Origin of the sequence: Microcystis sp. LE19-131.1A (assembly GCF_027532015.1) — a bacterium.
In the GTDB taxonomy this organism is placed as follows: domain Bacteria; phylum Cyanobacteriota; class Cyanobacteriia; order Cyanobacteriales; family Microcystaceae; genus Microcystis; species Microcystis ichthyoblabe_A.
The window spans coordinates 1-17,721 of sequence record NZ_JAPZSS010000034.1 but is presented as its reverse complement, the minus strand read 5'-3'; the positions used below and the strand labels follow the sequence as shown (position 1 = coordinate 17,721).

Here is a 17,721-nt window from a genome sequence, read left to right as displayed (position 1 = left end):
GAGAATTTATGCCACAACGCCAGACTTTTACCAATAACTCGATGGAAATTTCCTATTTACAATGGAGCGATCGAGGTATGCCTCTACTATTATTGCACGGCATGGCGGATCATGCTCTGGTTTGGTCAAGTTTGGGCGATTATTTACGCTCAAATTATCAAGTTATTGCCCCAGATTTGCGGGGACATGGGGAAAGCGGTAAACCAACAACCGGTTATCACTTTCAGGATTATATCGGCGATTTAAGGGCTTTAATTAATCATTTAGGTTGGACGCAAGCACATATTTTAGGTCATTCTTGGAGTGCTAAAATAGCGGCGATTTGGGCAACTCAACAGCCAGAAGTATTTAAGAGTTTAATTTTAGTCGATCCCTTTTTTATCGATAAAATGCCTAGTTGGATTAGGATAACTTTTCCAATTCTCTATCAAGTTTTGCCCTTTTTAAAGATTACTCGTTCCTTTGATAGTTATCAGAGCATACAAGCGATCGCTCGTCAATTAAAACAATATAAAGGTTGGTCAAATTTACAGCAAGAGGTGTTTAAAAATGCCATTGAACAAAAAGCGGATGGCAGTTGGAGCAGTAAATTTACTTTATCGGCACGCGGGGAAATTTTTGAGGATGTCATGGGGTTTGCTGGATTAACTAAAGCTTTAGATATTCCCAGTTTATTGATCCTTCCCCAACAGGGATTAAATCGCACTGCTTGGCAAATTCAATCCTATAAAAAGTATTTAACTTCTCTAGAGATTAAAAAGATACCGGGTAATCATTGGGCATTTTTAGGGGAACCTGAAATTTTTAATCAAGCGGTGGCTGAGTTTTTATCTGTTCGGGAAAATGACGATGTTTAATTAAAAGGTAATTGAGCTAATTTTAAGCTGGATTACGCTGCCCTAAGTAGGTAGGTATTAAAAACTTTCAGATTCCCCCCTTATCAAGGGGGGATTAAGGGGTAATCGGCACCCCCCTTATCAAGGGGGGATTAAGGGGGGATCGGCGCCCTCTTATTAAGGGGAGATTAAGGGGTAATCGGCACCCCCCTTATCAAGGGGGGTAGGGGGGATCGAACCTAAAATCCATTTTTAATTTAATTATAACTAGCTACTTAACACCCTAATTTCATATAAATTTCTTCGGCAATATTCCTGCTACCTCCAGACTCTCCCACTCTAATTTTACCGTTCTCTAAACATCTGTGTAAATACTGAGAATCTGCCAAAATATCGACAATTTTAACCGCAGCATTTTTAAATAAATTCACCTCCGTGGGTTTCTTTCCAATAGTTATCACCGATTCCCCTAATAAGCGCATTTGTGCCTCAGCAAAAGGGTAGGTAAATTGGGGTCCAAATCCGGGTATTTGTAGGACAGGTTTTCCTAATCCCACCGCTTGTTCTACTGCTGTCCCCGCCATGGCTAAACAAGCGTCACAATGGTGTAGAATATCGGCAAAAGCATCACGATAACAGCACAATAAAGCCCCATTTTTCTCTAGTTTTCCCGCTCCTAAATAATGCCATCCCTCTTGTTTAGCCAAATTTTCTAAGTCGGTTTCTCTGATGCTAGGAATGATAGCAGCCCGAAACTGCATCGGTTTAATTTTAACTATTTCCTCACAGACTTGTAACTGTAAAGCTAAATTACTCAAAGCTTCAGGTAAACGACTCCCCGCTAATAAAGCAATCATGGGAATTTGACTATCTAATTCCAAATCTTTACCCGTTGGTGTTAAGACATCCATAATCGGATAGCCAGCAAAAATCGCTTTTTTAATACCCCGATTTTGTAGGTCTGTTGCTGTATATTTATCTCTGGTAAAAACCCTTAAACACTTGTCTGATCTTAAACATAATTCTGTCAGTAAAGGTAATTTAATTGTACCTTCGTAATAACTGGAAGTAGAAACAATAAAAGCCACAAAAGGACGACCAGTTAAACGAGCGATCGCAATCGGCACAATATCCCCCACTGCTATCAATAAATCACAATTCTTGCTAACTTTAAAAGCTGCCTGAATTTGTTTAATAGTTAGACCGATTAATCCCGCGCCAATATCTTTAATCCAATTAAAAGGATTAGTATAAATAATTCCCCCCGATGGCATAGTGGCAGTGGGGGCAATAATTGGTACTGGCAATTTTTGATAAGCTTTTCCCTCTCCCACTAAAGGCAAAGCAGCTATAGATAATTGGGGCTGAATTTTTTGTAATTCCCCCACAATTAAACTAGCATTTAAATCCTCGCCATGACCATTACTAAGAAATAAAACCTGTTTAAGCATTGATTTGTTAGCCTCTCTATTCCCTTGCTGCCAAAGAAACCGCCACCGTTACCGATTTTGCTTCTATTTGCTTGCTGACTAGCAAAATCTCGCCCATTTTTAAAGCGGCAGCCTCAGCAACGCTAGGAGTTCCCCCTTGCTTGTTGACAATGGCTGAGGGATTGGGGACATTAATATCTCTCAACTCCTCGGCAGTAAAGGTTTTTAGGGGCAATCCTTTCTCCTGACAGTAGGTAATTAAACCCCGTTCATCAGCTTTGATGTCAAGGGTGGCGATACCAGCAATAGCGGCTAAAGAGAGGTGATAACGCTTAAAAACATCCCTAATTGCCCTATCTATGACCGCTTTCTCCGTGCCACGGATGCAACCTATGCCTAGCCATAATACTCGTCCATGGCACTGCACTTTTACCCCGGAAGAATCGGGGGAAAAACGACGTTGACTAAAACCTGTCCACAGGGGACCGAACCCAATTAAATCGATTGCGGGTGGGTGGAAAGCAGGGGAAGCGCCAGTCATCATCGGTGTTGCCTCTAATTGTTGCGGGATTAGGGTTGCCAACGGGGAGAATCACCTTGGGGCTGTTTGGTAAGCTAAAAAACATTTAATACTAAATCCAGTTATTAAAAACTGATTATTTATTCTCCGTTTTGCCCTTTGCATGAGTAGAAAACGGGTTTCTCGGAGAAACCAGTTTTCTGTGCGTTACTCAACGGATTTAGTATAAGAGAGGGTTCGTAAATTAATGTAAGGAAGATGGATTGTTTCTCGCCGCTCCCCGATACCTTTTAAACAGGATTTAGTTTAATACATTTGTACTACTAGGGCGCAGATTCTGCGCCCTAGATAGCTTACTATCCTAGCGGGTTAAGGCCGCGCCTCTTGCGTATAAAGTGCGGGCATAATCGGTCCAAGTACCCTGGCCCCAATAACGGAAACAACTGGTTTGCACGAGCAAATTATAAAGCAGTGCCTCCAGATAATCCGGCCGTCGGGTGAAGCTAGGATCCGCTTGTACTAAAGGATCATATTTCTCGTGGAATTGAGCGCTTAATTGGTTCATCGGTTCGAGGACATTTTCGTAACCGCGCACCCAACTGAGATCATTTGTCCAAGATGCCCCATCCATGCTAAAACGGTGGTCGGTCTGTTTTAAATCAGCGATCGCCTGTTCTACCGCTTCTGGGGTAGCGGCATCCGGATTAACTCGCTGCCAGATTTTATGCTGGTGTACGGCTTGAATTGGGGGATAATCTTGGGGATTAACGCCAGCAGCCTCGATTAACTCCAGATATTCCGTACCGTTAAATCCTGCCACACTGGAACCCCCCTGCATTTCCCGCCAAGGATTGGGAAAATCGCGAGGAAATTCATTCATCATCACGCCACCATTTTCACCGTCGGCAATCTGGGAACCTAGGGAAGGAACCCAAACGCCGCCGATTTGCTGTTTACTGCGGCATTTGGCCTCGTGGTAGGGTTGCATTTGGGCAACTAATTTCGTGTCGGAACCCTGGGTTTTAATCAAAGCAGTAATCGCAATCACTTCCCCGCGAGAATTACGGGCCACCAGGCGATTAGGAATATATTTTTGTTCCTGACTCAATCCCGAACCGTCGAGATTTTCCACCGAGTGTTCCTGTACCAATAACCAACGATAGCCGCATTCTTTCAGAGCTTTAATATACTCGTAGAGGGTATCGGGATGGTTAGGAAGGTGCATTTCCGGGGGAGAGAACCCTTTGACTCGTTTTAGAGCATCCACGCCAAAAATCGAGGCAAAATAGGTTTGCCATGCTTGCATCTGTAATTTTAGATCGGGAATCGGTGTGGAAGGAGCCACCGCATGACTCCACATTGTCCCCAACCATTCCACATAGGGTTGATATTGACTGTTACAGGTGATTAATTTGAGTTTATCGAGGATATCCTGCCGTCCCATCTGTACCAAACCCCAGAGGAGATTGCCGGAATAATCGAGCATAATCCGGGGATTACAGCCTTCCGCCACCAATTCCGGGATAAAATCACCCATGCGACTGTAACACCAGGCAAAAACGCTGGCATTATGATTATCGCCATCCCCAAGATTTTCGAACATATGCTGGAGATTGCAGATTAATTCCCCGTTAACACCCGCCGGGATAGTGGGTTGGTGCATATGCAAGGCACAGGCAAAACCAGCCTTAATATTGTCTAATTTGAGATTTGTTGTCGGTAAAAAGATCGGATCATCGTGATTAACAATCGCTGCGATTTCCTGTTCCCAACCGCAAATAGTTGGTAGTCCGGGGCGTATTTCCGTGATAGGGTTCGATTTCGATGATACGGGTGTAGCGATCATAATTTTTCAGGCGAATAGATTGAGAGAGTTTGTCCCCACTCTCCCAGGGACAACTTTTTTTTACTGGCAACAGGTCACTCCTGACTGTTCACTGCTAACTGAGCTAAGAGTGCGGACTTGATCCTATCCCATTTATACTGGGAGTAACCCCCTCCAGACACAAGCCTTCGTAACTCGTTAAAAATCAAGATGATTCTTTACTGAACTTAACCGATCCTCGCACTATGATACAAACAACTATCCGCCCTTTTACCTGTAACCTTTAACCATGTTCTCGGCGACTACCGAAATTCTTGTTATCTTCTTCCTCATCCTCCTCAATGGAGTCTTTGCCCTCTCGGAAATTGCCATTGTCTCGGCCCGCAAAGTCCGTTTGGAACAATTAGCCAGAGATGATCGACGGGCGGCGGTGGCCTTAAAATTGGCCAATGATCCCAATCAAATTTTATCGACGGTGCAGATTGGCATTACCCTAGTGGGTATCTTTGCTGGGGCCTACGGAGGGGCTAATTTATCGGTCAGTGTGGCGCAATTATTGGCGCAAGTTCCTGTTTTAGCCCCCTATAGTCAAGCTTTGGGATTAGGATTAGTGGTGTTAATTATTACCTATCTATCCCTAGTGGTGGGGGAATTAGTGCCGAAACGGTTGGGTTTAAGTAATCCTGAAAAAATCGCTATCCTCGTTGCTAGTCCTCTCGATAGGTTATCAAAAATTGTTTCGCCCGTTGTCCATCTTTTGAGTAAATCGACTAATCTGATTCTCGGTTTGTTGGGGATTAGCGGTAATAATAATGATTCCCCAATTACGGAAGAAGAATTGAAAATTATGCTTAAACAGGGAACCGAAGCGGGAACCTTTGAGGAAGCAGAACAGGATATGGTGGAAAGGGTGTTAGGATTGAGCGATCGCCGAGTAAGTCAGATTATGACCACGCGTCCGGATGTTGTTTGGTTAGATTTGGAAGATAGTGCCGAAATTAATCGCCAGAAGCTAATTGAGAGCAATCATACCCGTTTTCCTGTGTGTCAGGGCAGTTTAGATGAGGTTTTGGGGGTAATTGAAGTCACAGACTTATTGGCCGATTGTTTAACCGGTGAAAGTTTCGACCTAACGAAGGATTTACAGCAGCCGCTTTTTGTGCCGGAAAGCACTAGGGGTTTAAAAGTTTTAGAATTAGTGCAGCAAAGTGGTCATCATATTGCCTTGGTAGTGGATGAGTACGGGGTGATTCAAGGATTGGTGACGCGCCAGGATATTTTAGAGGCAATTGTCGGCGATTTACCCCAATTAGATAATATTGAAGATGCACAGATCGTGCAGCGGGAAGATGGTTCTTGGTTGATTGATGGCACAGTGGCGATCGAAGATTTTAAAGAATTATTTGAAATCAGTGAATTACCGGGGGAAAAACAGGGCAATTATCACACTTTAGGGGGTTTTATTATTACCCATCTTGGTAGGATTCCGGGGGCTGCCGATCATTTTGAATGGCAAAGGTTGCGTTTGGAAGTGGTGGATATGGACGGTAATCGCGTCGATAAGGTGTTAGTAACGCTCTTGTTGGATGATTTGTAAGTAAGTAGCTGGTTATATAGCGTTTCCTAAGCTGGTGAGGTACGCCTATTTTTCTTCCCTTTTGCCTAAAACCCATAACTTTTGTACCTCAGCAGACGGAAAAACGCTATATAACACCTAACAGCTGATGAGATGCACCCGAAGGGACTATTTTTGCAAGCTTGAGCGGTCAAGTCATTAGCCAATTTTGCCACAAACCCCTAAGTAGCATCATGCTCAACGGATTTAGGATGATTATTTTTCTAGTCCGAAAAGCTCGCTCTTGAAAAAGGGGACAATTGTTAATTATTATTAAAAGTATATTTACTAATTAACCAAAATACCAGTGAAACTAGCTCAAGCTCAGACGATATTAACAGACACTTTAACCGTATTTTGGGGAGAATGGCTAGATTTACGGGCGAGAGTCCTTCAGATCGCCGCCACCGGTCTAGTTTCTCCCCTAATCTATATTATCGGTTTCGGGTTGGGGTTGGGAAGCGCCCTCGATCGCTCGATGAAACCCTCGATCGGCGATTCTTATCTAGAATTTATTTTACCTGGAATGGTGGCCCTGTCCTCAATGGCGATCAGTTTCGGGGGAACCACCTTTTCCATCTGTGGCGATCGCTTATTTAGTAAAACCTTCGAGGAATTATTATTACTTCCCGTCCATCCTCTCTCATTATTTTTAGGTAAAGTTTTTGCGGGAATTTTGCGCGGTGTAATGACTTCTGCATCGGTGATTCTCATTGCTATCTTATTTACAGGAAAATTTGCCAGTTTTCTCAATCCCCTCTTTTTATTAGTTTTAATCTTAAATTGTGCCGTCTTTGCCGGTTTAGGGGCAATTGTTGGATTGCGAGTTACATCCCTCGAAAGTGTCAGTCTGTATAATAACTTTTTAATCGTGCCGATGTCTTTTTTAGGAGCAACTTTTTTCGATCCCCAAACCTTACCCTGGCCATTAAAAATTATTGTTTATTCCTTACCCCTCACCTATGCTAGTCTGGGATTAAGAGCCGCAGCCTACGATATTAATCAATTTCCTTGGTTCGCTATCCCCATTTTGTTAATCGTCGCTCTTCTTCTCTCGATTGTCGGCGCTTATCAATTCTCCCATCAACGGGATTAAATCAGTAATCAGTTATCAGTTATCAGTTATCAGTTAAGTACCCAGGCAAAATTAATTAAACATATCTAACTACCTCTTGCCTTTTGCCTCTTGCCTTTTGCCTATCTTCACTAGGAAATTTATTTTACACGACTACTTATCTCCTGACTCCTGACTCCTATCTCCTGACTCCTTTTTCCCTTGAATAAATATATCCTTTTTTATAAACCCTACGATGTATTATGTCAGTTTACTGATGAAAATGGGCGCTCGACTTTAAAAGATTATATTCCCATCCCGAATATCTATTCTGTCGGTCGTTTAGATAGGGATAGCGAGGGATTATTATTACTCACAGATAACGGTCAATTACAGCATCGTTTAGGTCATCGTCAATTTGCTCATCCGCGCACCTATTGGGTACAAGTCGAAAGAATTCCAGACCTAAACGCTTTAGAAAAATTGCGTCAAGGTCTTCCTATTCAGGATTATCGCACTCGACCGGCAATAGTTAATTTACTAGATTTTGAACCAGATTTACCCCCCAGAGAGCCACCGATTCGTTATCGAAAATCTGTCCCCACCGCTTGGTTAGAAATTACCTTAACTGAGGGAAGAAATCGTCAGGTAAGAAGGATGACGGCAGCCGTTGGTTATCCCACTTTAAGATTAATTAGAACAGCCATTACTATTGATAAAAACAATAAATTATGCTTAACAGGATTACAACCTGGTCAATGGCGAGAAGTAACTGAAAAAGAGAGAAAAGCCTTAGAAAGGTTATAATTTCTGTAAGTAACCTTGATAACCAAAGTTGAATGTATAGTTTGGGACTTGATCAAATTACCCACAATTATCTATAATCGTGAATATTAAACCGAAAGACAAATATGAAAGTTAAAATTAAAAATCTTGGCATTTTAAAACAGGCAGAATTCAGTCTAGGCGACCTCACAATTATCTGTGGTCGTAATAATACAGGTAAAACTTATGCTACCTATGCTTTATTCGGTTTTTTAGACACTTGGCGAAGACTATTAACGGGGCCAAGATTTGGCCTCAAAGAAAAAATTGAGCAACTACTTTCTGATGGTGTAATTAGTCTCGATCTACAGGAGTATGTTCCACAGTGTGAAAGTATTCTTACTACAGGTTGTCAAAGATATATTCAACAAATACCTGAAGTTTTTGCGGCTAACGAGGAGAGGTTTAAAAATGTTGATTTTCAGATAGAATTAAATTTTGACAATATTCAATTTCAAGATAAGTATGAAAAGAAAATTAGTACAGCAACATGGGAAATTATCTCGATTAGCAAACATGAAAATGAGCCTTATTTATCCATTACATTATTAACAGAAACAGAAAAAATAAATCTGCCAGTGCATTTTCTTGAGGATATCATTTACGACAGCATCCAAGATATAATTTTCTCTCAGTTTTTTCCTAGGCCATTTATTGCCAGTGCAGAAAGAACAGGAGCGGCAATTTTTCGCAAAGAGTTAAATTTTGCTCGTAATCGTTTACTGGAAGAAATTAGCAAAAATAGCAATTTTGATCCTAGGGAACTGTTATTTAATGTTTCTCAGGATTATGCGCTACCGGTCAAAAAAAATGTAGATTTTACTAGACAAATAGAAACAATTGTCAAAAAAACTAGCTTTATTGCCGAAAATCATCCCAGTATTTTAGAAGATTTTGCCGATATTATTGGTGGTCAATATATGATTACTAGCAATGATGAACTTTATTACATTCCTAAAGGAAAAAAACTTAGACTATCGATGGATGAAAGTTCTAGTGCTGTACGTTCTCTTTTAGACATTGGCTTTTATTTAAGACACGAAGCTCGAATCGGAGATTTGTTGATAGTAGATGAACCTGAATTAAATCTCCATCCAGAAAATCAACGCCGTATCGCTAAACTTTTCGCTCGACTGATCAACATTGGTATTAAAGTTTTTATCACTACTCACAGTGATTATATTATCAAAGAAATAAACACATTAATTATGCTCAACCATGATCAACCACACCTGAAACAAATTGCCGCAGAAGAAGGCTATAGACAAGAGGAATTATTATCGGCTAATCAAGTTAAAGTCTATATTGCTGAAGAAGATTCAAAGATGTTAAAAGGACAAAAAAGAAAAACTAAATTCCACACTTTAAACCCCGCTAAAATTGATCACGAAATGGGTATTGAAGCGCGTAGTTTTGATACTACTATCGAAAACATGAATCGTATTCAAACGGCTATTATTTGGGGTGAGGAGTAATGTCTGATATTGCTATCCTCAAAGAAATGATTAGGGATTGTGCGATAGTAGAGTTGGAATACAAAAAAGAGTACAAACGAGATAGTTATTTACTGAAACTGACAGAAAATCAAGATAACTATTCGTTTGTGATTAGTGGAATGCCTAAACCCGATCGAGGTATTGTGATTAAGCTAGATGAGTTTTTTGATGTCCGCACAATTTTTACTGGTAGTAAAGGTGAGTGTAAGCGTGCAGACTTTATAATTATTGCTAATACCAATTCTGAAAAAGTTATCCTTTGTTTGGAAATGAAGAAAAGCAGAGATTCTAATTCATCGATAATTAAACAATTAAAAGGAGCCAAATGCTTTGTCTCCTATTGTCGTGAAATCGGACGCTTATTTTGGAATCAACCCGATTTTCTTCAGGACTATCAATATCGCTTTGTTAGTATTAAAAATATCAGTATGTCTAAAACAACCACGAGCAGCCGTAAACCTTCTCAAAAAAGTGAGATTCACGATCAACCAGAAAAAATGTTAAAAATTTCCGCTCAAGCGAAGCACTTTCAAGAATTAATTTAGTCCTATAGCTTCTCATTATGACCGATTTAATCTCGATCGAATAACGATCTTTTGCCGAGAGTGCCGAAAGAGCCTTATCGATGCTCATTTTTAAAAACTTCAAACACCTGCCGGCTGAAATATTTTAACTTATCAGCCACCTTAGGAGAGGGTTGATAATTGCCGACTAATTGCCAATTTTCCACCGTAGATAGTCGCCAAGCGGTTCCTTGATGGTTAAAAGCCTGCATTTCTAAGCCAATCAAACGCTGATGCTGATCCTCGCTATCGAGATGAAAACGAATTTGTACCAGAATACTGCGCCCTTGAATTCTGGGACTCCAACCGGGAAAATGGAAAGCGATATCGATCGAGTCGGGATCCGTTAACTCCCTTGTGTGGGGATCATTGCGCCAAGGTTTCAGATCTGCCTTTGCATCGGGGAATTGTTGTTTAAACAGGTTGACGAGTGTGGCGATCTTCGCCGTTAATTCTAATCCTTTTGCCTGTTCCGACGCATTCATGCTCACCTCTGATAATTGCTTATAAAGTAACTATTTATACAGTTTAGCCCTGCTTTTTGCGACTATTGGGACAATTATAACGATATTTTCTCGATCGAGTCCAAAATGCCGCACCTGTCAATCCAGATAGCCGCTGCCAAAAAGACAAAATCAAAACTACACTAGAAAATAGGATAATCGAGAGGAACAGTATTTTCTATGAATCCCCAAGAGTCTCTATTACAATCGATCGAAAAATTAGGCTATCGGGTTACGGTGGGTGATGTGGCGGCAAAATCGGGTTTAGAGATTAACGCTGCACAACAGGGATTATTAGCTTTAGCTGCGGAAGCGGGGGGACATTTACAGGTAGCAGATACGGGGGAGATTATCTATCTTTTCCCCGAAAATTTTCGGTCGATTCTTCTGAATAAATATTGGCAATTGCATTTAAAAGCTTTCGGGAGTAAAATCTGGAAAGTAGTTTTTTATGTTATTCGCATTTCCTTCGGCATTGTTTTAATTATTTCGATTTTAATCCTGTTGCTGGCTATCCTAGCGATCCTGATCGGCTTAATGTTTAAAGATAGTGACTCGGATAACAATTCGGGAAATAATAACATTAATATTAACTTCTTTCCCACGGACTTTTTCTGGATTTTTTATCCCGATTTTGGTAATAACTACTACGAAAGAAGAGATCGGGAAGTTAAGGCAGACAAACCCCCTAGTAAGATGAATTTTCTCGAGGCAGTTTTTTCTTTTCTTTTTGGCGATGGCGATCCTAATTTTAATTTAGAGGAGAGACGCTGGCAAATTATCGGTAAAGTAATTCAAAATAATCGTGGCTCGATTATCGCTCCACAAATTGCCCCCTATCTCGATAGTATTACCCCCAGTCATGAGGAGACAGAAGATTATATACTACCAGTTTTAACTCGCTTTAATGGATTGCCGCAAGTGTCTGATCGAGGCGATATTATCTATTATTTTCCTGATCTACAGGTGACAACCAAAGAGAGAAAACTACAAACAGTTTCCCCCTATCTAAAGGAAAAACGCTGGAAGTTTAGCGAAGCAGATAGCGGTCAAATTATCCTAGCTTTAGGTTTAGGGGTGGTTAACTTTATCCTCGCTTTAGTTTTAGGATCTTTGCTCAACAGTGATAGTGTGGATTTGAGCGGTTCTCTGGGGTCAATAGTCACAGGAATCTACGGTTTTCTCCTCAGTTATGCCGGTGCTTTTTTGGGGATTCCCCTCGGTCGTTATTTCTTTTTACAGTGGAGAAATGAGCGGGTTAATCAACGCAATCAACAGCGAGAAAAAAGAGCAGACCTATTAGCACAAAATAATCCTGAATTAGAGCAAAAACTGGACTACTCTCGTCAATTTGCTGACCAAAAAGTGATTACAGATGCTGATATTAGTTATTCTACCGATCAAGACTATCTCGAACAAGAGATCGAGCGCTCCGATAAAATCGATCGAGAATGGCAAAAACGCTTAGAATCGCCCGATTAATCGCTTTTGCGGTGTGGGAAGTCATTCTGTTATTCTGACTTCCCCGACCGACTCCTAACCCCACCAACAAACTTTTTCAGAACGTAGGTTGGGTTGAAGCATGAAACCCAACGCCCGCATGGGTTACGCTACCGCTAACCCATCCTACAAATAATTGTGCCTCCCTACTCAACTTAAACGATCGAGAGTGCGATACTGAATTGCTTCGGCAACGTGGGAACTTTTCAGCATTTCACTATCTCCTAAATCGGCAATGGTGCGGGCAACTTTGAGAATGCGATCCATTGCTCGGGCCGATAAACCCAATTTTCGGATTGCCCCTTCTAAAATATGGCGACTGCTCTGATCAAGAGCGCAAAAACGCCGCAAATGCTCGGAATTCATCTCCGCATTAGAGCGAATCCCCGTATTCTGAAAGCGATCGCTGGCCTTTTGCCGGGCCCTTTGTACCCGTTGCCGCACTTGCTCAGAAGCTTCTCCCCGACTCTCTTGGGTCATTTCTTCCGGTTTCAGGCGATTTACCGTCACTTGTAGGTCAATACGGTCTAAAAGCGGCCCCGATAATTTCGCCCAATATTGTTCCCGTTGTCGCGGGGAACAGCTGCAGGGTTGCACCGAATCGCCGTAATAACCACAGGGACAGGGATTGGTACTGGCCACCAAGGTAAAACGGGCCGGAAAAGCGACGGAAAGACGAGTGCGAGAAATGCTCACATAACCATCCTCTAGGGGTTGTCGGAGATATTCCAAGACACTGCGCTTAAATTCCGTTAATTCGTCCAAAAATAAAATACCACGGTGGGAAAGGGAGATTTCCCCCGGTCGGGGATAAGTGCCACCTCCCACTAGCGCCGCTCCGGAAGCGGAGTGATGGGGACTGCGAAAAGGACGCTCGCGCACCAGGGAACCTCGATCTTTCAGTAATCCAGCGACGGAATGAATCTGGGAGACTTCTAGGGATTCGGCAAAGGTAAGCTGGGGCAGAATTCCGGGTAAACGTCGCGCTAACATGGTTTTACCGCTACCCGGTGGCCCGACAAAAATTAGGTTATGACCTCCAGCTGCGGCAATTTCCAGGGCCCGACGGCCAATTGCTTGACCTTTAACATCCTTGAGATCGGGGAGATTTACCCGCGATCGCCCGAACTCCTCGGCAGCGTTAAAAGTCATCGGTGAATGGCGATCGGGTTCATTTAAGAAATTTACCACTTCCGATAGATGCCGAAACCCATACACTTGTACTCCTTTGACCACGGCCGCTTCTTTGGCATTATCGGCGGGAACCACTAAACCCTTAATCCCCATTTTTTCGGCAGCGGCAGCAATGGGTAAAACCCCCGCCACGGGACGCAAACTACCATCGAGGGATAATTCACCTAAAAAGAGAAAATCCCCCAATAAATCGGCTTCTACCTGTTCGGAAGCCCCTAAAATGCCGATACTAATCGGTAAATCATAAATTGGACCCTCTTTGCGGATATCGGCGGGACTTAAATTGATGACAATTTTGCGGATGGGAAAGGCAAATCCGGCATTTTTTAGGGAAGCTTTTACCCTTTCTTTCGACTCCTGCACGGCGGTATCGGGTAAACCCACCACGGCAATTCCGGGTAATCCCCCCGATACATCCACCTCTACCCCGATTTTAATGGCATCGATGCCGATAATTGCCGCACTCCAAACCCTTGCTAACATTTTGGCTCAAGTAAAAATAAAGTGAGTTCTTAGGAAAATAAAACAGGATGTTCGGCTAGTTTTCCGCATAAAAATGCTTTTATTTGGGAATTTAACCTGAAAATCAGCCTATTTCTCGGGATAACCTAACCAGAAAAGCTGAGAGCTTAATGGTATAGTTGAAAAAAAAAGCAATTTGTCTATGAGCGAGACTATTTTTAGCAAAATTATCCGGAAAGAAATTCCCGCCTCGATCGTCTATGAAGATGATCTGGTTCTCGCTTTTCGAGATGTTAATCCCCAAGCACCCACCCATATCCTCATTATCCCCAAAAAACCGATTCCGAAACTAGAGGAAGCCAGCGAAAGCGATCAAGATTTATTGGGACATTTGTTACTAACTGTTAAAAAGGTGGCCTCCGAAGCTAAATTAAGTCAAGGTTATCGAGTAGTGATCAATAATGGGGAACATGGAGGTCAAACCGTCGATCATCTTCATGTCCATCTTTTGGGCGATCGCCCAATGGACTGGCCTCCGGGTTAAACCCTCTTATTTTCCCGCATTTTTGGGGAATTATAGAGCTAGAAGCGTTTTTTTCCTGAGTCGGTCTTCTCGATGTTAAACCCATGAATAGGTCTCTTTCTGCGATCGCTTTGTCCAGCACCCTGCTCTTATTTCCCTTCACCCCCACGACTCTCGCTCAATCGGAATGCTTTCTCCAAAGAGCAGATGGACAACACATAGATCTTAGCCGTCTCTGTGGCGGTTCATCTAGAAATAGGAAAAATTCCCCGCAAGTTTATCAGCTACCGATTCAACGCCGGGTTAAAGGCATTCCCACGGTGATGGTAGTTTTTAATCACCGTCACTCCTATGAAATGCTTTTTGATACAGGTGCTAGTGGCATCGTCCTCACCGATGCCATGGCGAAAGCGATGAAAGTCAAACGGGAAAGGAAAGTAATCAATAATACCGCCGGCGGTGTCGTTACTGGTTATCTTGGTCGCATTAATTTTGTTAAAGCTGGCGAGATGACTTTATATAATCAGATTGTTAATATTTCTCCCCAAATGAAAGGGTTAGGACTCTTGGGACAAACCTTTTTTGGTTCCTATGATGTCACGATCAAAAAAGATGGGCTCTTCTAGGTTCTGTGTGATAAGTTTAACTTACAATATGATTGATCAGTCTTTGTGTCCTTTGTGTCTTTGTGGTTCGTTCCACCCCCTCGCTAGGAAGAATGTATCTTAGAATACATTTTACCCACCAAACCCAAGAGAGCCAAAGATGTGATTGAATTACGTTATCGTTGATAAGTAGCTGGTTATAATTAAATTAAAAATGGATTTTAGGTTCGATCCCCCCTGCCCCCCTTGATAAGGGGGGTGCCTGAAAACTTTTAACACCTACCTACTTAGTCTCATGGGAAAAATGCTCGCTTTCCTGACTTTAATCTAAAGTTCCTCGCTGTATTTGCTCCCGTTCGATCGCTTCAAATAGGGCCTGGAAGTTGCCTTCTCCAAAACCTCTAGCGGCATGACGGCGCTCGATTAATTCAAAAAAGAAAGTCGGCTGGGAAAAAATTGGTTTAGTGAAAATTTGCAGTAAAGTCGGCTTTTCTAATAGGGAATGACTATTTTGTTCAAAATCGATGAGAATTTCCTGTTTTTTAATTTCTAACCATTCCCAATCAGCAATATTAAAATCTTTTTTTTGATAGCTAATTTGCTGATAATAACTGTTGGGAACTGATAGAAATTCTACTTTCCTTTCTTTTAATTTTTGAGTTAATCTTAAAATATTTTCTGTTTTTAAAGCAATGTGTTGAATGCCAGATTTTTGATTAATATCTAAAAATTCTTGAATTTGAGAACTGTTACTATCTGGTTCATTAATTGGTAATTTTAATTCGGTTTCGGGGTGAACAAGTACCTGGGAATAAAGACCAGAACGCTCCGTTTTAATAGTAAAAGTTTGCCTTTTTTTAAAGCCTAAATTTTCCTCATACCAATTGGCTGTTAACTCTAAATTTCCCTGAAAAACATTTAAAACTAAATGATCAATTGCCAGAATATCCTGATTATATTGTTCCTTACTATCATACTCAATCAGATTAGGATCGGCTAAAATTGGCGTGATTCCCTGTCTTTCAATTAATGTATGTTTGAGATTAGCAATGCTAGAGATTTGACAGCTTTTTATCTTCCCCCTAGAAAAAGCAGTTTCCTGAATAAAAATATCCTGTTTAATTCTCCTAGCTAAACTGTCTAAATCCTCCACTTGAAAAGCTACATCCGCCACCCCTTCAGGATATTTACCTAAAAATTCCGCCACGGGACTGAGAGAATTTAAAGGAGAAGATAAGATAAAAATAATCTGTTTAGTTTTATCTTTTTGGATGCCATTGCCGACTATTTCCGTGTGCGTATGGAGATCAACTAAACTTGCGATCGCATGAAAATCCATCACCCGCACCAACCAATCTCGCCATTTTTTGGACGATTCTACATAAAAATGAATATGATCAACAAACATAAATAAAGTCAAAAAAGTGGTTGAGTGTTAGGAATTATGAATTATGAACTATGAATTATGAAGTGGGGAATGGGGAAGTGGGAATTATGAATTATGAAGTGGGGAATGGGGAAGTGGATTAGTGGGGTATTGGGGGAATTTCAACTAAAACCCCAACACCCTAAAACCCTAAAACCCTATCTCCTGACTCCTGACTCCTGATGACTAAAAAAAGAGATGACTATCGGGTTGAATATTAATTTCCATGGGGACAGCTTGGGGTTCAGCATTCATGGCAAAATAGATAGCATCGGCGGCAGTTTGAGCGGTTAACATTTTATTGCGATCAACTTTTAAGCTCACCTGATCCCAAAAAGGAGTATCGACACCACCAAAATAGAATAAAGTCATTTTAATACCATAGCGTTTTAACTCATCGGCCAAACATTTACTAAAACCGACCACCCCGTACTTAGAAGCACAATAAGCGGCAGCCATAGCCATAGAATGCTTACCCAAAATTCCCACCACATTACAGATATGACCGGCCTTATTTTCCTTCATCACATTAGCCGCAGCCTGACAGGTATAAAAACTACCCTTCAGATTAAGGTCGAGCATTTTATCTAAATCTTCCGGCGTGATTTTATTATATTGTTTCATCACACCGGCTCCAGCCGCATTAACCAACACATCCAACCGGCCGTAATGGGAGACAATTTTTTCCATCAAAGTTTCCACCTGAGTGGGATTGGTGATATCCGTCGGCACAATTAAAGAAGGACAAGACAAATCACTCGCTAAATTAGATAAATTATCGGCATTTCTGGCTACTAATACGAGTTTATGACTATTAACAGCTAGTTTACGGGCTAAAGTGGCACCGATCCCCCCCGTAGCACCGACAATCAGGACAACTTTTTCGCTCATAATTATTTATAAATTTTTACAAATCTTATTGTAAACTGTTCCAACTGGAAAATCATCGCCAGACCCAACCCCTTGATTAATAGTTGGGGGAGTTTACGGATAGACGGGAACATAGATGCGATTGAGTGACCTGGGACTATTAGCGGGTAAATTATACTAAATTCGTTGAGTATAGGCTAATTAGGGACTTGCGCTTTGATAATGTACCTTTTGGGCGAACGCAGTTCGCCCCTACATTGTGGACAAAATCCGTTAATGTAGGGGCGCAATGCTTGCCATTGGTGTCAACTTAAGGGAAGAGGTTCCCATATTTCTGAACTTCCCCCATACATATATACCACAATAGCTGAAAACCCTTATCCATCAATGGATGCACCCCCTTAACTTATCTTAATGTACCCATGTAATTTGTAACATTTCTTAATGGACAAGAATTCTCTCCCTTTGCTAGAA

16 protein-coding genes are annotated in these 17,721 nt (G+C 41.6%); 9 read left to right on the top strand and 7 right to left on the bottom strand.

The window, feature by feature from the left end; genetic code table 11:
* Window positions 1–8: 8 nt before the first annotated feature.
* Entirely contained in the window at window positions 9–857 is an 849-nt protein-coding gene (locus O9323_RS03010) for an alpha/beta fold hydrolase (RefSeq protein WP_288124668.1), read from the top strand.
* Window positions 858–1,111: 254 nt separating this feature from the next.
* On the opposite strand, the gene O9323_RS03005 is transcribed toward O9323_RS03010, so the two are convergent.
* The 3 genes from O9323_RS03005 to O9323_RS02995 all read right to left on the bottom strand — a co-directional run bounded on the left by O9323_RS03005 (window position 1,112) and on the right by O9323_RS02995 (window position 4,632).
* A complete protein-coding gene (locus O9323_RS03005) occupies window positions 1,112–2,287 on the bottom strand; it encodes a lipid-A-disaccharide synthase-related protein (protein ID WP_002740126.1) in 1,176 nt (391 codons plus the stop codon).
* 16 nt (window positions 2,288–2,303) lie between these two features.
* Complete coding sequence (locus O9323_RS03000; RefSeq protein WP_036386357.1) at window positions 2,304–2,807, bottom strand: cobalamin biosynthesis protein; 504 nt, start codon at window positions 2,805–2,807, stop codon at window positions 2,304–2,306.
* 340 nt (window positions 2,808–3,147) lie between these two features.
* Entirely contained in the window at window positions 3,148–4,632 is a 1,485-nt protein-coding gene (locus tag O9323_RS02995) for a polysaccharide deacetylase family protein (protein WP_288124667.1), read from the bottom strand.
* A 268-nt stretch (window positions 4,633–4,900) separates the two neighbouring features.
* Between O9323_RS02995 and O9323_RS02990 the strand changes: the two genes are divergently transcribed.
* The 5 genes from O9323_RS02990 (at window position 4,901) to O9323_RS02970 (ending at window position 10,146) form a co-directional block, all read left to right on the top strand.
* Window positions 4,901–6,208, top strand: coding sequence for a hemolysin family protein (locus tag O9323_RS02990; RefSeq protein ID WP_024968674.1), 1,308 nt, complete (start codon window positions 4,901–4,903; stop codon window positions 6,206–6,208).
* A gap of 325 nt (window positions 6,209–6,533) precedes the next feature.
* Window positions 6,534–7,322: an ABC transporter permease gene (locus O9323_RS02985; protein WP_288124666.1), complete on the top strand. Its 789-nt coding sequence runs from the start codon at window positions 6,534–6,536 to the stop codon at window positions 7,320–7,322.
* A gap of 180 nt (window positions 7,323–7,502) precedes the next feature.
* Entirely contained in the window at window positions 7,503–8,087 is a 585-nt protein-coding gene (locus tag O9323_RS02980) for a pseudouridine synthase (RefSeq protein WP_002751273.1), read from the top strand.
* Window positions 8,088–8,191: 104 nt separating this feature from the next.
* Complete coding sequence (locus O9323_RS02975; protein WP_193977517.1) at window positions 8,192–9,580, top strand: AAA family ATPase; 1,389 nt, start codon at window positions 8,192–8,194, stop codon at window positions 9,578–9,580.
* Entirely contained in the window at window positions 9,580–10,146 is a 567-nt protein-coding gene (locus O9323_RS02970; protein WP_149106423.1) for a hypothetical protein, read from the top strand. The genes O9323_RS02975 and O9323_RS02970 overlap by 1 nt, the downstream gene beginning before the upstream one ends.
* A 74-nt stretch (window positions 10,147–10,220) precedes the next feature.
* Here the strand turns inward: O9323_RS02970 and O9323_RS02965 are convergent, their stop codons facing one another.
* Complete coding sequence (locus O9323_RS02965; RefSeq protein WP_002743840.1) at window positions 10,221–10,649, bottom strand: Tery_1686 family protein; 429 nt, start codon at window positions 10,647–10,649, stop codon at window positions 10,221–10,223.
* Between the two features lie 198 nt (window positions 10,650–10,847).
* Here O9323_RS02965 and O9323_RS02960 point away from each other — a divergent pair, with 198 nt between their 5' ends.
* Complete coding sequence (locus O9323_RS02960) at window positions 10,848–12,149, top strand: hypothetical protein (protein ID WP_288124665.1); 1,302 nt, start codon at window positions 10,848–10,850, stop codon at window positions 12,147–12,149.
* A 168-nt stretch (window positions 12,150–12,317) separates the two neighbouring features.
* On the opposite strand, the gene O9323_RS02955 is transcribed toward O9323_RS02960, so the two are convergent.
* Complete coding sequence (locus tag O9323_RS02955; RefSeq protein WP_373276167.1) at window positions 12,318–13,793, bottom strand: YifB family Mg chelatase-like AAA ATPase; 1,476 nt, start codon at window positions 13,791–13,793, stop codon at window positions 12,318–12,320.
* Window positions 13,794–14,025: 232 nt separating this feature from the next.
* Here O9323_RS02955 and O9323_RS02950 point away from each other — a divergent pair, with 232 nt between their 5' ends.
* Together O9323_RS02950 and O9323_RS02945 are read left to right on the top strand one after the other, a co-directional pair.
* Window positions 14,026–14,367 (top strand): histidine triad nucleotide-binding protein, encoded by a 342-nt coding sequence (locus tag O9323_RS02950; protein ID WP_149106421.1) that lies wholly within the window; start codon window positions 14,026–14,028, stop codon window positions 14,365–14,367.
* Window positions 14,368–14,450: 83 nt separating this feature from the next.
* Window positions 14,451–14,972, top strand: a complete 522-nt coding sequence (locus O9323_RS02945) for a retropepsin-like aspartic protease family protein (RefSeq protein ID WP_288124664.1) — start codon at window positions 14,451–14,453, stop codon at window positions 14,970–14,972.
* 301 nt (window positions 14,973–15,273) lie between these two features.
* Here the strand turns inward: O9323_RS02945 and hppD are convergent, their stop codons facing one another.
* Both hppD and O9323_RS02935 read right to left on the bottom strand, forming a co-directional pair.
* Entirely contained in the window at window positions 15,274–16,359 is a 1,086-nt protein-coding gene (gene hppD, locus O9323_RS02940) for a 4-hydroxyphenylpyruvate dioxygenase (protein ID WP_002751258.1), read from the bottom strand.
* Between the two features lie 204 nt (window positions 16,360–16,563).
* Complete coding sequence (locus O9323_RS02935; RefSeq protein ID WP_002751257.1) at window positions 16,564–17,268, bottom strand: SDR family oxidoreductase; 705 nt, start codon at window positions 17,266–17,268, stop codon at window positions 16,564–16,566.
* Window positions 17,269–17,721: the final 453 nt, after the last annotated feature.

Excerpts from the sequence above, each read along its gene's own strand:
- O9323_RS03010 (WP_288124668.1), top strand. The coding sequence starts at position 9 with ATGCCACAACGCCAGACTTTTACCAATAACTCGATGGAAATTTCCTAT.
- O9323_RS03005 (WP_002740126.1), bottom strand. The coding sequence starts at position 2,287 with ATGCTTAAACAGGTTTTATTTCTTAGTAATGGTCATGGCGAGGATTTA.
- O9323_RS03000 (WP_036386357.1), bottom strand. The coding sequence starts at position 2,807 with ATGACTGGCGCTTCCCCTGCTTTCCACCCACCCGCAATCGATTTAATT.
- O9323_RS02995 (WP_288124667.1), bottom strand. The coding sequence starts at position 4,632 with ATGATCGCTACACCCGTATCATCGAAATCGAACCCTATCACGGAAATA.
- O9323_RS02990 (WP_024968674.1), top strand. The coding sequence starts at position 4,901 with ATGTTCTCGGCGACTACCGAAATTCTTGTTATCTTCTTCCTCATCCTC.
- O9323_RS02975 (WP_193977517.1), top strand. The coding sequence starts at position 8,192 with ATGAAAGTTAAAATTAAAAATCTTGGCATTTTAAAACAGGCAGAATTC.
- O9323_RS02970 (WP_149106423.1), top strand. The coding sequence starts at position 9,580 with ATGTCTGATATTGCTATCCTCAAAGAAATGATTAGGGATTGTGCGATA.
- O9323_RS02965 (WP_002743840.1), bottom strand. The coding sequence starts at position 10,649 with ATGAATGCGTCGGAACAGGCAAAAGGATTAGAATTAACGGCGAAGATC.
- O9323_RS02960 (WP_288124665.1), top strand. The coding sequence starts at position 10,848 with ATGAATCCCCAAGAGTCTCTATTACAATCGATCGAAAAATTAGGCTAT.
- O9323_RS02950 (WP_149106421.1), top strand. The coding sequence starts at position 14,026 with ATGAGCGAGACTATTTTTAGCAAAATTATCCGGAAAGAAATTCCCGCC.
- O9323_RS02945 (WP_288124664.1), top strand. The coding sequence starts at position 14,451 with ATGAATAGGTCTCTTTCTGCGATCGCTTTGTCCAGCACCCTGCTCTTA.
- hppD (WP_002751258.1), bottom strand. The coding sequence starts at position 16,359 with ATGTTTGTTGATCATATTCATTTTTATGTAGAATCGTCCAAAAAATGG.
- O9323_RS02935 (WP_002751257.1), bottom strand. The coding sequence starts at position 17,268 with ATGAGCGAAAAAGTTGTCCTGATTGTCGGTGCTACGGGGGGGATCGGT.